This window comes from Parasphingorhabdus sp. (assembly GCF_039982395.1).
Taxonomy (GTDB): domain Bacteria; phylum Pseudomonadota; class Alphaproteobacteria; order Sphingomonadales; family Sphingomonadaceae; genus Parasphingorhabdus.
The window spans coordinates 269685-284151 of the sequence record NZ_JBDWYO010000006.1 but is presented as its reverse complement, the minus strand read 5'-3'; the positions used below and the strand labels follow the sequence as shown (position 1 = coordinate 284151).

At 51.3% G+C, this 14467-nt stretch carries 13 protein-coding genes; 8 read left to right on the top strand and 5 right to left on the bottom strand.

Annotation, left to right across the window (positions count from 1 at the left end; all coding sequences use genetic code 11):
* The first annotated feature begins 47 nt into the window (after positions 1–47).
* The gene (topA, locus tag ABJV08_RS11480) at positions 48–2624 is read left to right on the top strand and encodes a type I DNA topoisomerase (RefSeq protein ID WP_348036767.1); all 2577 of its coding nucleotides are present in this window, start codon (positions 48–50) and stop codon (positions 2622–2624) included.
* A 7-nt stretch (positions 2625–2631) separates the two neighbouring features.
* Here the strand turns inward: topA and ABJV08_RS11475 are convergent, their stop codons facing one another.
* Together ABJV08_RS11475 and ABJV08_RS11470 are read right to left on the bottom strand one after the other, a co-directional pair.
* Positions 2632–2880 carry a DUF465 domain-containing protein gene (locus tag ABJV08_RS11475; RefSeq protein WP_348036769.1) on the bottom strand — a complete coding sequence of 83 codons (249 nt, stop codon included), beginning with the start codon at positions 2878–2880 and terminating at the stop codon, positions 2632–2634.
* A gap of 322 nt (positions 2881–3202) precedes the next feature.
* Entirely contained in the window at positions 3203–3382 is a 180-nt protein-coding gene (locus ABJV08_RS11470) for a hypothetical protein (protein ID WP_348036771.1), read from the bottom strand.
* 7 nt (positions 3383–3389) lie between these two features.
* On the opposite strand from ABJV08_RS11470, the gene ABJV08_RS11465 reads away from it, so the two are divergent.
* Positions 3390–4754: an EAL domain-containing protein gene (locus ABJV08_RS11465; RefSeq protein WP_348036773.1), complete on the top strand. Its 1365-nt coding sequence runs from the start codon at positions 3390–3392 to the stop codon at positions 4752–4754.
* Between the two features lie 70 nt (positions 4755–4824).
* Here ABJV08_RS11465 and era read toward each other — a convergent pair whose 3' ends face one another.
* From era to lepB, 3 genes are read right to left on the bottom strand one after another with little or no spacing between them, the layout of a single operon-like run.
* Positions 4825–5718 carry a GTPase Era gene (gene era / locus ABJV08_RS11460; RefSeq protein ID WP_348036775.1) on the bottom strand — a complete coding sequence of 298 codons (894 nt, stop codon included), beginning with the start codon at positions 5716–5718 and terminating at the stop codon, positions 4825–4827.
* Positions 5715–6383 carry a ribonuclease III gene (gene rnc / locus ABJV08_RS11455; protein ID WP_348036777.1) on the bottom strand — a complete coding sequence of 223 codons (669 nt, stop codon included), beginning with the start codon at positions 6381–6383 and terminating at the stop codon, positions 5715–5717. Before rnc ends, era begins: the two co-directional genes overlap by 4 nt.
* A complete protein-coding gene (gene lepB, locus ABJV08_RS11450; protein ID WP_348036779.1) occupies positions 6380–7183 on the bottom strand; it encodes a signal peptidase I in 804 nt (267 codons plus the stop codon). The genes rnc and lepB overlap by 4 nt, the downstream gene beginning before the upstream one ends.
* 151 nt (positions 7184–7334) lie before the next feature.
* Here lepB and pgi point away from each other — a divergent pair, with 151 nt between their 5' ends.
* From pgi to ABJV08_RS11420, 6 genes are all read left to right on the top strand, one after another.
* Positions 7335–8837, top strand: a complete 1503-nt coding sequence (pgi, locus tag ABJV08_RS11445) for a glucose-6-phosphate isomerase (RefSeq protein ID WP_348036781.1) — start codon at positions 7335–7337, stop codon at positions 8835–8837.
* 12 nt (positions 8838–8849) lie between these two features.
* Entirely contained in the window at positions 8850–10202 is a 1353-nt protein-coding gene (gene gorA / locus ABJV08_RS11440) for a glutathione-disulfide reductase (protein ID WP_348036783.1), read from the top strand.
* A gap of 127 nt (positions 10203–10329) precedes the next feature.
* Positions 10330–11856, top strand: a complete 1527-nt coding sequence (locus tag ABJV08_RS11435) for an acyl-CoA carboxylase subunit beta (RefSeq protein WP_348036785.1) — start codon at positions 10330–10332, stop codon at positions 11854–11856.
* Positions 11857–11926: 70 nt separating this feature from the next.
* Positions 11927–12877, top strand: coding sequence for a DUF808 domain-containing protein (locus tag ABJV08_RS11430; protein ID WP_348036787.1), 951 nt, complete (start codon positions 11927–11929; stop codon positions 12875–12877).
* A gap of 238 nt (positions 12878–13115) precedes the next feature.
* On the top strand, positions 13116–13550 hold the full coding sequence (mce, locus tag ABJV08_RS11425; protein ID WP_348036789.1) for a methylmalonyl-CoA epimerase: 435 nt from the start codon (positions 13116–13118) through the stop codon (positions 13548–13550).
* A 59-nt stretch (positions 13551–13609) separates the two neighbouring features.
* A complete protein-coding gene (locus ABJV08_RS11420) occupies positions 13610–14392 on the top strand; it encodes an enoyl-CoA hydratase-related protein (RefSeq protein WP_348036791.1) in 783 nt (260 codons plus the stop codon).
* Positions 14393–14467 lie beyond the last annotated feature (75 nt).

Genomic DNA, 14467 nt, shown 5'->3' with positions numbered 1-14467 from the left:
GTCACAGCCTCGCGCGTATACGTGAGAACTATAGAAAATCGGAACATATGCAGCTAGTCATCGTCGAGTCACCCGCCAAAGCCAAAACCATAGAAAAATATCTGGGCAAGGACTTTAAGGTATTGGCTTCCTACGGCCATATCAGAGATCTTCCCCCGAAAGACGGGTCGGTCGATCCGGATGACGGCTTTGCTATGACTTGGCAGAACTACACGGACAAGACCAAACAACTAAAAGCGATTACCGATGAATCTAAAAAGGCCACGCGCCTGATTCTCGCAACCGATCCCGACCGCGAAGGAGAGGCGATCAGTTGGCATGTTCAGGAAGTATTGCGGAACAAAAAGGCCCTGCCTGACAAGGTCGATCGGGTAACATTCAACGCAATTACTAAAGCGGCAGTGACGGAAGCTATGGCTCAGCCCCGAGAGCTGGATGAAGATTTGATTGATGCTTATCGGGCGCGCCGGGCTCTCGATTATCTCGTTGGCTTCACCTTGTCTCCCGTATTGTGGCGCAAATTGCCAGGAGCAAAATCTGCAGGCCGGGTGCAATCCGTTTCTCTAAAACTCATTGTCGAGCGCGAGCGGGAAATAGAGGCGTTTATTCCGCAGGAATATTGGTCGGTTACCGCGCAAATGGAGCAGGGTGGTCAAGCGTTTGAAGCCCGGCTCACCGTACATGATGGCAAAAAACTGGGTAAAATGGATCTGGCGACAGAAGATCAAGCGTCGCTCGCCAAGGCGGCCGTTGAAAACGGTCTGTTCACCATAGAATCGATAGAAACCAAACCGCTTACGCGCAATCCACCACCTCCGTTCACCACCTCGACTTTGCAGCAGGAAGCTGCCCGCAAATTGGGCTATTCGGCAAGCCACACGATGCGCATTGCCCAACAGCTATATGAAGATGGTGCAATAACTTATATGCGTACCGATGGTGTCCAAATGGATGGGAGCGCCATTTCCGCTGCGCGCAAGGCAATCGCCGATCGATATGACGCAAGCTACGTACCCGACAGCCCGCGGATTTATAAAAGCAAAGCAAAAAATGCGCAGGAAGCACATGAAGCCATTCGGCCAACCAGTTTTACAACACGGACCGTCGGCAGCGGTGATCACGCGAAATTATATGATCTCATATTGAAGCGGGCGATGGCTAGTCAGATGGCCTCTGCCCGAATGGAACGAACCACCGTAGAGATGCTGGATGGTACCGGTAAAACTGGGCTGAGGGCCAACGGACAAGTTGTTAAGTTTCCGGGATTTCTCGCGCTTTACGAAGAAGGTCGCGATGATGAAAAGGGCGAAGATGGGGGCTTGTTGCCTGCCATGTCGAAAGGGGACAGTCCTGCTAAAAAATCAGTGGATGCAACCCAGCATTTTACGCAACCGCCGCCACGGTATAGCGAAGCCAGCCTGGTTAAGAAAATGGAAGAATTGGGAATTGGTCGCCCGTCAACCTACGCCTCGATCATTAAAACGCTAAAAGACAGAACCTATGTTCGGATTGAAAAAAACCGCTTTTTTGCAGAAGAAAGTGGGCGACTGCTGACAGGGTTTCTTGAACGGTTTTTCGATCGTTATGTAGCCTATGACTATACCGCCGGACTTGAAGACGAGTTGGATGAAGTCAGTGGTGGTCGTGCACAATGGCAAGCGATCCTCGAGGCTTTCTGGCATGACTTCAAGCCAAAGACCGTTGAAGTGATGGACAAGCTGCCGTCTGAGGTCACGGCAGAACTGGATACATTCCTTGGATCCTATCTTTTCCCAGAAAAGGAAGACGGCACCGATCCGCGCTTATGTCCGCGCTGCAATGAAGGCAAGCTTGCCTTGCGCGGCGGGCGTTTTGGTGCATTTGTTGCCTGTTCCAACTATCCCGAATGCAAGTTCACTCGCCGTTTTGCGCAGGGTGGCGGAGCCAATTCAGACGAAGACGAAGGCCCGCAAGAATTGGGTGTTGACCCTGATACTGACGAAAAGATTACGAAGAAAGTCGGACGCTTTGGCCCTTATGTTGAAAAAGGGGAGGGTAAAGAAGCCAAACGATCTTCCATTCCAAAGGATATCCCGGCCGAAGATTTTGGTCTGGAATGGGCGGTTAAACTTCTTTCCTTGCCCCGTGAAGTCGGAGTCCATCCGGAAACCAGCGAGCCCGTCACCGCTCAAATTGGTCGCTATGGACCCTATTTAAGCCACAATGGCAAATCGGCCAGACTAGAAAATACTGTCGAAGTTTTTGAAATTGGGATGAATGCCGCTGTTGCGAAACTGGCTGATGCAGCGAAAAATGGCGGTGGTCGTGGTCGTGGAAAGATGGAACCGCTCAAAATCATGGGCAAGCATCCGCGCACCGAAGAAGAAATCAAACTGATGGACGGTCGTTATGGGCCCTATGTCACTGACGGCACAACCAATGCGTCGCTGCCAAAGTCCGTCGATAAAGACCAGCTCACATTGGAAGAGGCTGCCCAGCTTATCGATGATCGTGCCGCGAAGGGACCCGCCAAGAAGCGTAAGAAAAAGGCGGCTCCGAAAAAGAAACCAGCTACGAAGAAAAAGCCTGCCGCAAAAAAGAAGCCGGCAGTCAAGAAAGCGCCTGCAAAAGCCAAATCCGAATAGAGATTGCCTAGCCTCTATTGGCTTTGCAAATCATCGCTGAAACCTCGTCGAGCAAGAGCAGTCGCTGCTTTTTCAACGCCTCGCTACGCTCGTCAGAAGCCGGTTCTACTTCGATTTCAATGCGATGAATTTCTTTGTTGATGTCATGATATTGACCGGAGATTTTCTGAAAATGTCGATCGGAAATTTTCAGTTGGTGGAGAGTGTCACCGTCATCCGGGAACTCAGCGTGTAGATCGTGTAATATATGCGTCATCTGGTTCCCTTTGCTCTGCTGGGCATTTTGAATCTGCAGAAATTGATCGTTGTTCAATATCTTTCTGCTAGCTTTAGGGACGGAATATGGGCCGGCTTTGATTGGCGGTATCAGGGAATATACCTAGAATGATGGAGCAGAAACTCAGCATGTTGTATTGCGTGAACGCATTCTTGGAATCGCGAGCATTTTGCTAGCTGAGGTTGAACTGCGTCAATGTTCCCAAATAGCTGCTTTCTGGCCATTTACAAAGATTCTGATCTTTGTAAATCTATGTAAATTATAAATTAACCCGGAACTGATAATGGCACGACCAAATCAGTTAGGAACTTCTCGTAAACTTCTCCCGGAAACTTGCTTCGCCGATCATATCGGCATCTCTGGCGATGATCGTACTAACTGCGATGGCGATAATTTTTGGCGTCCAAAATGACCGCTTGTCAGCATACCAACTATTTGGATCGATCTGGCCAATTTTACTGATCTCGTCAGTAGCGGTCATTTTGATCATGTCGACGCTCTACCATTCCTTGTCCGAAATTTTGGAGGTCCTGACGGAGAGCGAGCGCAATGCTAAACATGCAGCGCTGCATGATGTCTTAACGGGTTTGGGAAACCGAACGTTGCTTGCCGACCGGATAGAACAATCCTTGCGCCATATGAAACGAGATGGTGGTGCCGGCGCTTTGTTGATGCTGGATCTGGACGGATTCAAGCAGGTGAACGACGCCTTTGGCCATAATGTCGGAGATCAACTGATCAAAGAAATCGCCAGACGGTTGCTTTGGCGATTGAGAGATGTGGATACGGTCGCCCGAATTGGTGGCGATGAGTTCGCCATCTGGTTGTCCAACGTGCCACATCTATCCGGAATAAAAACGGTCTGTCAGGCCATTCTGGAAGATGTCTCAGAAGTTTGCTCGCTCGCCGATCAGGAAATCTATGTGGGAGTCAGCATTGGTGCAGTTCAAGCCACCGGCACTGATTTGGTTTCGGATCTTTTGCGCAAGGCTGATATAGCCATGTACGACGCTAAAGCTGATGGCCGGGGCTGTTTCAAGATATTTACAAAGGGCATGGACGCCGAAGTTCAGCGGCGGACGATCATTGAAAAGAAAATGCGGCAAGCGTTAGAGAATAAGGATTGCCAAGCATTGCAGGTCCATTTCCAACCGTTGATGAACAGAGGACAGGAAATTGTCGGCGTAGAAGGCTTGTTGCGTTGGACAGATCCTGAACTTGGACCCATTTCCCCAGCAGAATCCATTCCCATTGCCGAGGATTGCGGATTAATCGGAAAGCTCACCGCACTTGTTGTCGATCAGGCCTGCATTACGGCTGTGCATTTTCCGGACCTGCAGATTTCAATCAATCTTTCCGCGTCCCAATTTCACGATGAGAACCTGGCTTTGCGGCTTGAAAAGCAAGTCAGAGGGAATGGCATTCGTTGTAGTCAAATAGAGCTTGAGATTACGGAATCCCTACTTTTGGAACATAGTCAAATTTGCGGAAGAACGCTGGGTCAATTGCGCGGAGCCGGATTTGGGATAGCTTTGGACGACTTTGGCACTGGATATTCATCGCTTAGCTATTTGCATGAATTTCAAGTGGATACTGTTAAACTTGATCGGTCATTCATTCAGTCAGCAAAATATGGAAAGAGTATCGCGATCCTCAGTGCCACTATTGCTTTGGGCCATGCAATTAATTTGCGCGTCGTGGCCGAAGGGATCGAAAACCTAGAGCAACAGAATATAGCCTTGGATGCAGGATGCGATGTTTTTCAGGGTAACTTTTTTGCTCCGCCGATGGCGCCGGTCGAACTGGTCGACTTTATCCTGACGTCGAAGAAGGGACAGGCATCTGCGGCGTAATTTGGAGTCTAAGGATTGATCTTCTTTCCCGGCCTTCCAAGGTTCAGGATCGATTCTATCGCAATATCTGTTATTTTACCCAGTCCAGTCCCATATCTTGATAGAGGCTCCTGTCTTCGTCCCAGTTTGCACTGACTTTGACATGAAGATAAAGATGGACAGGCCGTCCCAATATTCCAGACAATTCTGCACGGGCTTTTGCGCCAATGTCTTTGATCTGGTGACCGCCTTTTCCTAGGATGATGGCCTTCTGGCTCGCTTTCTCAACCAGAATTTGTTGATGGATTTCAAGCGAACCGTCAGGTCGTTCCTTATACTGCTCCATTGCAACGGCGGTGGCATAGGGCAATTCCGCATGCAATTGGCGGAAAACTTGCTCACGTGTAATTTCGGCGGCAAGAATGCGTTCGCTGGCATCTGAAACCTGATCTGCCGGGAAATGCCATGGACCTTCCGGCATCCCTGTAACCAGATAAGATCTCAGTTCTTCCAAGCCGTCGCCAGTCTTCGCGCTGACAAAAAAGGTCTCTTCGAAATCAGCCAACGCATGCAGTTTGACAACGTGACCAAGCATTTTGTCTTTTGCGGCAATATCCACCTTGTTCATGACCAAAATGATCTTTTCTGATCGATGCTTTATCCGTTCGACAATTGAGGTAACCTTTGTCCCGAGTCCTGCGCGGGCATCGACAAGCAGTATGATGATATCGGCATCTTCTGCCCCATCCCAAGCGGCTGACACCATTGCCCTGTCAAGGCGCCGATGCGGTTCGAATATGCCCGGAGTATCGACCAACAGAAGCTGTGTATCATCCTCGATCGCAATGCCCAGAAGACGGGTGCGAGTGGTCTGGGGTTTGGAGCTGGTGATAGCAACTTTCTGTCCAACCAGCGCATTGATCAGTGTTGATTTACCAGCATTGGGGGCACCAATTAAAGCCACTACGCCGCATCTTTGTGTCATGTGAATTTTTCCAGAAATTTCTTTGCCGCTTCAGTCTCGGCAGCCTGTATCGAGGAAGCGGTCGCCTTTGCTTCGCCTATATTGCTAATTCGAACGCTGACAGTAAATTTTAGATCATGGTGAGGTCCGGTTTTCTCGACTAGATCATATTCCGGAGTCTTGCGTCTGTTGGATGCAGCCCATTCTTGCAGTGCAGATTTTGGATGTCTTACATCTCCAACCTTTGCCGACACACGGCTTTCCCAATGGCAAAGAATAAAGCTTTGAGCCGCGTCCATCCCGTGATCAAGATAGACGGCGCCAATCAGGGATTCCATAACATCGCCCAATACTTTTATGCTGTGCCGGGCTCCATCGTCCCGTGCCTGTTTACCCATGAGGATATACTCACCAACCCCAATATGTTTGGCGACGGCACCGCAAACCGAGCCGGAAACCAGTCCATTGAGACGCTGCGACAATTGCCCTTCCGGTTCCTCAGGATATCGCTGATAGAGATGATCCGCGATCACGAGTCCTAAAACACGATCACCCAAAAATTCAAGGCGCTGGTAGTCGTTATCGCCGTGACTACCATGGGTTGTTGCTCTGATGTAGAGGTCCGGGGTTACCGGCTTTTGGTCGGTTACCTCAGCAATCCAGTCGAGAAAGTTTAGACGGCTCAAAACCCATCTCCAATGCGTTCCCAGCGAGACGCAGTAAACCAAGTCCACGGCTTGTACCAATCTGCAGAACCATCGGTCGAGAATACGGAAACAAGCGCTCTTCCGACGAGATTTTCTTGAGGAACCATGCCAATGGCCTGACCTTCTTCGGCGGGGAACCGACTGTCGGCGCTCCGATCTCGATTATCGCCCATTAAAAACATATAGCCGTCTGGAACGACAAAAGCCTGAGTGTCGTCACCTTCAGAATTCTCAAAAATATCAAGAATGCGATATGATACACCGTTGGGCAATGTTTCCTGAAATTGTGGATAACGGCAGACAGAACCCCCGTTTTTCGAAGTGGATTGGAACTCGTCCCGGTAGCAGGGACTGTTGGGGGTAACCGGATGTTCGAAATCCAATATTCGCTGACGTTCCACAGCTTCGCCATTGATTGACACAACACCGTCGGAAACTTGCACAATATCGCCTGAGAGCGCGATCACCCTTTTGATATAATCATCGCGTGCGCTGGGAGGGGCCTTGAACACCACCACATCCCCGGGTTCCGGGGAATTGGGGAGCATACGGCCTGGAAACAAGGATATATTGAATGGTAAGCTATATTTGGAAAATCCGTAGGGCCATTTTGCCACTAGCAGGTAATCGCCAACCACGAGACGCGGTTGCATCGATTCTGATGGAATGTTGAATGGAGAAACGAAAAAGCTGCGCAATATCAGAATGAATAGAGCCAGTTTTACAAGGAACGTGACAAAGTCCCACGTTTCTGATCTTTCTGCTTTCTCTCGCGCCATGGCGCCCCTTCGCCGACAATGGCAGTGACGTCAAGATTTCTTGCCATCTCGATCCCGTTTCGATTTTCAACTTGAGGCACACCTGTCCGGCGGATAGGGCTAGACAAGCGCTCCGCCGGCGCAAATTAATATCGATAGATTGGATGATCGAATGACTTCAGACCAATGGCAAACCATCAGGTCGTTGCCACATAAAACGCTAAGCAAGCTTTTCGAGGAAGATGATAACCGGGTCAATACGCTCGGATTGGAACAGGCCGGTCTCTATTTTGACTTTTCAAAAACCCATCTGGATTCAGGCTATGTCAAAGCGTTTGAAAAGTTGGCAGATGATGTCGGACTGTCTGCGAAGATCGAGGCGCTGTTGTCCGGTGAAACGATCAATATCAGCGAAGGGCGCGCGGCAGAGCATTTGGCTGAACGCGGCACGGGAAACGAAACTAGCGTTGACAATGCACGGGCCTTGCGAGGGCGCATGAAGAGCTTGATCGAGGTCATTGACTCAGGAGTGATGGGAGAATTCACCCAGATAATCCATCTCGGCATTGGCGGGTCTGCGCTAGGCCCAAAAATGCTACATGATGCTTTGAAGCTCGGTGATGAGAAATATGATTTGGCGGTTGTTTCCAATATTGACGGCGTAGCGCTTGAGCCTGTTCTCGAACGGTTTGATGCAAGCAAGACATTGCTGGTTATTGCCTCTAAAACTTTTACCACGGCAGAAACGCTGCTGAATGCACAATCGGTACTGGAATGGATGCAAGAAGAAGGCGTCGTTGATGCCTTGGGGCAAGTCGTGGCGCTAACCGCCGATCCGGAGCAAGCAGTGCAATGGGGCATTGACGAAACCCGTATCCTCCCGTTCTCGGAGACGGTTGGTGGACGCTATTCTCTTTGGTCCTCCATTGGCTTCAGCGTTGCATTGGCGTTGGGCTATGATGTTTTTGAAGACCTTTTGGCCGGAGCGGCGGCGATGGATCAGCATTTTCAAGATGCCCCATGGGATCAGAATATTCCGGTGCTGGCAGCCTTTGCGGATCAATATTACACACAGGTTCGCAAGTGCGAAACTCGAGCCGTTTTTGCCTATGATGAACGATTGAGCTTGTTACCGGATTATCTCCAACAGCTTGAAATGGAAAGCAATGGCAAGTCGGTGACAATGGAAGGTGATCCTCTGGAACTCCGTTCCAGCCCGATAGTCTGGGGGGGTGTCGGAACAGATGCCCAGCATGCGGTTTTTCAATTGCTTCATCAGGGCAGTCATTTGATCCCGGTCGAGTTTCTTGCCGTTATTGAACCTGGGGATTCTCTGAATCCAGCCCATCACAATGGCCTGGTGCTGAACTGTTTCGCACAGGGTGCGGCATTGATGGCGGGCAAAAAATCCGATGACAGTCATCGAAACTATCCGGGTGACAGGCCGTCGGTCACCATATTATTGGAAGAGTTGGAAGCACGTTCACTGGGTGCGCTGCTTGCTTTTTATGAGCACCGGACCTTTGTGAATGCGGCTTTGCTGAACATCAATCCGTTTGATCAATTTGGCGTAGAGTTGGGCAAACAGATGGCCAACAAGCTAGCTGCCGAGGATGGTAACCAATTGGATGCTTCGACCGAAGAACTTAAAAAGCGGGCTTTTGGCGCTGAATAGCAAGGAAATATAATGGCTGAATTTGACTATGATCTGTTCGTTATCGGTGGCGGCTCCGGCGGTGTGAGAGCGGCGCGAATATCGGCTACACATGGTGCAAAAGTGGCCATCGCCGAAGAATATCGCATGGGTGGGACGTGCGTGATCCGCGGCTGTGTGCCAAAGAAGATGCTGGTTTATGGTTCTCATTTTGCTGAGGATTTGCATGAAGCCTATCGGTTTGGCTGGGATATAGAAGGTGCGAAATTTGATTGGCCCAGATTGCGCGATATTGTGCAGACCGATGTTGACCGGCTGGAGGGACTTTATGCAGTAAATCTGGGCAATGTTGGCGTTGAGATTATTGAGCAGAGGGCGGTGCTTACCGGGCCCAATGAAGTCCAGTTGGCGGATGGCACCAAGGTCAGCGCGAAATATATATTGGTAGCCACCGGAGGCTGGCCGGCGCAGGCTGGATGCCCAGGCGAAGAGCATGCGCTGACGTCGAACGAGATATTCCACCTCGAGAAAAAGCCGGAAAATATCGTCATCGTCGGCGGTGGCTATATTGCGAATGAATTTGCCGGAATCTTCCACGCTTTTGGCAGTAACGTGACAATTGCGAACCGTTCTGACAAAATTTTGCGCCCTTATGACCAAGAGATTGTGGGCCGTTTGCTGGATATCAGCGTCGCCAAAGGCATTACCTATCGACTGAACGCGCCGCTCGAGAAAATTGAAAAAAATGTTGATGGTACGGTCACTGTTCACTTCAAGGATGGTGGCCCGTCACAGACAGCTGACGTGATCATGGTCGCGACGGGCAGGGTGCCCAACAGCGGGAATCTCGGTCTGGAAGCACTGGGTGTCGATCTGGACAAGTCCGGCGCCATCACCGTGGGCGATGATAATAAATCCAGTGTAGATAGCATCTATGCGGTTGGTGATGTCACCAACCGGGTGCAGCTGACGCCGGTCGCCATTCGGGAAGGCCATGCCTTTGCCGACAGCGTCTTTGGAGGCAATCCGCGCACAATATCCTATGACAACATCCCCTCGGCGGTCTTCTCCAGCCCGCCGATAGCATCCGTTGGCTTGACCGAAGATGAAGCCCGCGCGAAATATGGCGAGCATATCAAAGTCTATCGCAGCGACTTTAATCCCATGAAAAACGTGGTTTCAGGGCGGGATGAACGCGCTTTGTACAAGATGATTACGCAAGGCCCCGAAGAAATCGTCATAGGCATTCACATGATCGGACCCGAAAGCTCCGAAATCCTTCAGGGTGCCGCCGTTGCTGTGGTCGGGAAGATGCCGAAGAAAGTGTTGGATGATGTCGTCGCGATTCACCCGAGCATGGCAGAAGAGCTGGTCTTGTTCAAATAGGCTTACGTTACGGTTCCTGCCATTAAAGCTGCGCTTTAACTGTGCGATTGATTACTATTGACGATTGCCTAACCGGCTGTGCATTGACTAGGGCTATTGCATCTAGTGATTCACAGCCGGGGGTTGAATGTCAGACATTATCGCACAATTGGAAGCCAAGCGCGCAGAAGCCATGCTTGGCGGCGGACAGAAGCGCATTGATAGCCAGCACGCCAAGGGCAAGCTGACCGCCCGCGAACGCATTGATATTCTGCTCGACGAAGAATCGTTTGAAGAAATTGATATGTATGTCGAACATAATTGCGTCGATTTCGGCATGGAGGAAACCAAGATTGCCGGCGATGGCGTGGTCACCGGTTCTGGAACGATCAACGGACGCCTTGTTTTTGTTTTCTCACAAGATTTCACGGTTTTCGGTGGCTCTCTGTCGGAACGTCATGCGGAGAAAATCTGCAAGGTTCTGGAAAATGCCATGAAAGTCGGCGCTCCGGTCATTGGTATCAACGACAGCGGCGGCGCGCGCATTCAGGAAGGCGTGGCGTCTCTGGGCGGCTATGCCGATGTTTTTCAGCGCAATGTCCTGGCCAGCGGTGTTGTGCCGCAGCTCAGCCTGATCATGGGGCCTTGTGCCGGTGGCGCCGTCTATTCGCCAGCCATGACCGACTTCATCTTCATGGTGAAGGACAGCAGCTATATGTTCGTGACCGGCCCCGATGTGGTCAAGACGGTGACCAACGAGATTGTGACACAGGAAGAACTGGGCGGTGCGGTGACACACACCACCAAGACCAGCGTTGCCGATGTCGCTTATGACAATGATATTGAAGCCTTGCTCGCAGCGCGCGATTTCATTGACTTCATGCCATTGTCCAACCGCGAAGAAGTACCGGAACGTCCGACCGCTGATCCATGGGACCGGCTAGAGGAAAGCCTCGACACGTTGATTCCGGACAATGCCAATCAGCCTTATGATATGCACGAAGTCATCCGCAAGATGGTCGACGAAGGCGATTTCTTTGAAGTCCAGCCGACCCATGCCGGCAATATCATCTGCGGCTTCGGCCGGATGGAAGGCTCTACCGTGGGCGTGGTTGCCAACCAGCCAATGGTGCTCGCGGGTTGTCTCGATATCAATGCATCCAAGAAAGCCGCACGCTTCGTCCGCTATTGCGATGCGTTCAACATCCCGATTGTGACCTTGGTCGATGTTCCCGGCTTCCTGCCCGGCACCAGTCAGGAGCATGATGGTATCATCAAACATGGTGCAAAATTGCTCTTTGCTTATGCCGAAGCGACCGTGCCGAAAATCACGATCATTACCCGCAAAGCTTATGGAGGTGCCTATGACGTCATGGCGTCCAAGCATCTGCGCGGCGATCTAAACTATGCCTGGCCCACCGCAGAAATCGCGGTCATGGGTGCAAAAGGCGCGGTTGAAATCATCTTCCGCGGCAAAACACCGGAAGAAATTGCCGAACATACAGCGGAATATGAAGCGCGTTTCGCCAATCCGTTCATTGCAGCGCAAAAGGGCTTTGTGGATGAAGTGATCATGCCGCATTCGACGCGTCGGCGCGTGGCTTTGGGGTTACGGAAGCTGCGGAACAAGCAGTTGGAAAACCCCTGGAAGAAGCATGATAATATACCGTTGTGAAGCATTTACCATCGAAACAATACCGCATGCGGACGCCAGCCAGCATTAGTCCATTTGACACGGAGCCATCATGCCAACAGGATTAGTAGCTCTCCTCGACGACGTTGCAGCCATTGCGAAAGTCGCAGCCGCATCGCTTGACGATATCGGTGTCGCCGCTGCGCGTGCCGGTACAAAATCGGCTGGCGTGGTTATCGACGATGCCGCGGTCACCCCGCAATATGTGACCGGTTTCCATCCATCGCGCGAACTGCCGATGATCTGGAAAATCGCAAAGGGGTCATTCAAGAACAAGTTGATCTTCCTGCTGCCCGCAGCGGTCTTACTCGGCCAGTTCGCACCATTTTTAATCCCGATCATCCTGATATTGGGCGGGCTTTTTCTCTGTTATGAAGCAGCAGAAAAGGTGCTCGAATGGCTGCATGTAGACGAGACCACCAAACATGACGAGCCTGCCATTGTCGAAGGACATGGCCGCGAGGAGGAAATGGTTTCCGGTGCCATCCGCACCGATTTGATCCTGTCTGCAGAGATTATGGCGATCGCCTTGTCTGAAATCACCGATGAGGTCTGGTGGCAGCAGGGGATCATCTTGGCGGTTATCGGTATCGTTATAACCGTCGGCGTTTATGGCGCAGTCGCTCTTATTGTTAAGATGGATGATGTCGGCTTGCATCTCGCCACAGAGAATGAAGGCGTTGTGGCAGCCTTCGGTCGCGGATTGGTGGCCTTCATGCCGAAATTGCTGACCACATTATCGATAGTCGGGACCTTGGCCATGGCCTGGGTTGGAGGCGGCTTGCTGGTACATAATATCGCGGCGGTCGGTTGGCATGGGCCAGAGCATCTTATCGAGATAATTTCCCATCCGCTGCTCGGGCTATTCCCAGAGTCGGCGGAGATGACAGTTGGTGGCATCGCGTTTGCCCTTTTGTCTGGGATATTGGGCGTACTTGTGGGCGCGGGTATCGCACCGCTGGTCCATAGATTTTTTCCGCACGGAGCCGAGGCGAACGAATGACAGACGTCTGGCATCTTTTCAGGGAAAACTGGCAATTTGCCTTCGGTTTTTTTGTGCTTGTCAACCATTCAGCATATTTGCGAAAGGTTCCAACATATAGATACTATGCGAGCGCATTTTTCGAGATTGATCGTGAGACCGACCCCGAGAAGCTGCAAAGATGGTATCGATGGGACGTCGCCATCACAGGCATTTTTGCTATCTTGCTAATTTCAACCCTAATATATGAGATTGTCTGATGAAATTAGGTCGTCTGAATCACATTGGCGTCGTGACGCCATCGATCACCGACAGCATCGCCCACTGGCGTGATGTCATGGGAGCTACATCGATTTGCGAGCCGTTTGATCTGCCCGCTCAGGGCGTGAAGGTCTGTTTCGTGGATACGCCGGCCGAAGGCCCCACCAACGGCACGCAGATTGAATTGATAGAACCTTTGGGCGAAGATAGTCCAATCCATGGTTTTTTGGGCAAAAACCCGTTGGGCGGGCAGCATCATATCTGTTTCGAAGTGCCTGAAATTCACGCCGCCAAGGCCGAATTTGAAGCCATGGGCAAGCGCGTTTTGGGCGAACCGCGCATCGGCGCGCACGGAACACTTATCTTTTTTGTGCATCCCAAGGACATGGGCGGGATGCTAACCGAGATTATGGAAACGCCTATAGCGCATTAATGCCGCTGCCATCATCCTGAACCTGGTTCAGAATGATGAACTATTCAAAAGGACAAAATATGGAATTCGAGAACATCAAGCTGGATATCACCGATCAGGTGGCCACCATCACTCTCAACAAGCCAGAGCGTCTCAACGCCTGCTCGCTGCCGATGGCGGATGATATATTCACGGCGCTAGACGTTTTGGGTGATGCCCGTGCCTTGGTGATGACAGGTGAAGGCCGCGCCTTTTGCGCGGGTGCCGATCTTCAGGCGAAAAGCGATAGCGCTACAACGGGCGGGCAGGGCAGCTATGCTGCATTGAACCAACATTATAACCCGCTGATGCTGAAGCTTGCCAAGCTCAACATTCCTACAATTACAGCGGTTAATGGCCCGGCAGCTGGTGTCGGTTGCTCGATCGCCCTTGCCAGCGACTTTGCGATTGCCGGAAAATCCGCCTATTTCCTGCAAGCGTTCGTCAATATCGGCCTCGTACCAGACGGCGGCGCATCCTGGATGCTCACCCGCCTGGTCGGCAAGGCACGGGCAACCGAAATGATGTTGCTGGGCGAGAAAATTTTCGGCGAAAAGGCGGCTGACTGGGGGCTGATCTACAAATGTGTCGAAGATGATGTTTTGATGGATGAAGCGAAAGCGCTGGCCAAGCGTCTGGCGGGCGGCCCTACGGTTGCACTTGGCGTTATGCGCCAGAATTTGGCAGCGGCTCTGGAAAGCGATTATGCATCTGCTCTGGTCCGTGAAGCCGAAGGCCAACGGATTGCCGGCGACAGCAAAGATGCCCGCGAAGGAGCTATTTCGTTTCTGCAGAAGCGGAAAGCCGAATTTAGAGGCGAATAAGCCATTGTGATCGCCATCCGGAAATTATTCTGGATGGCGTTTCGCGCACCAGAGAAACGGCTATCGCTGTCAAAA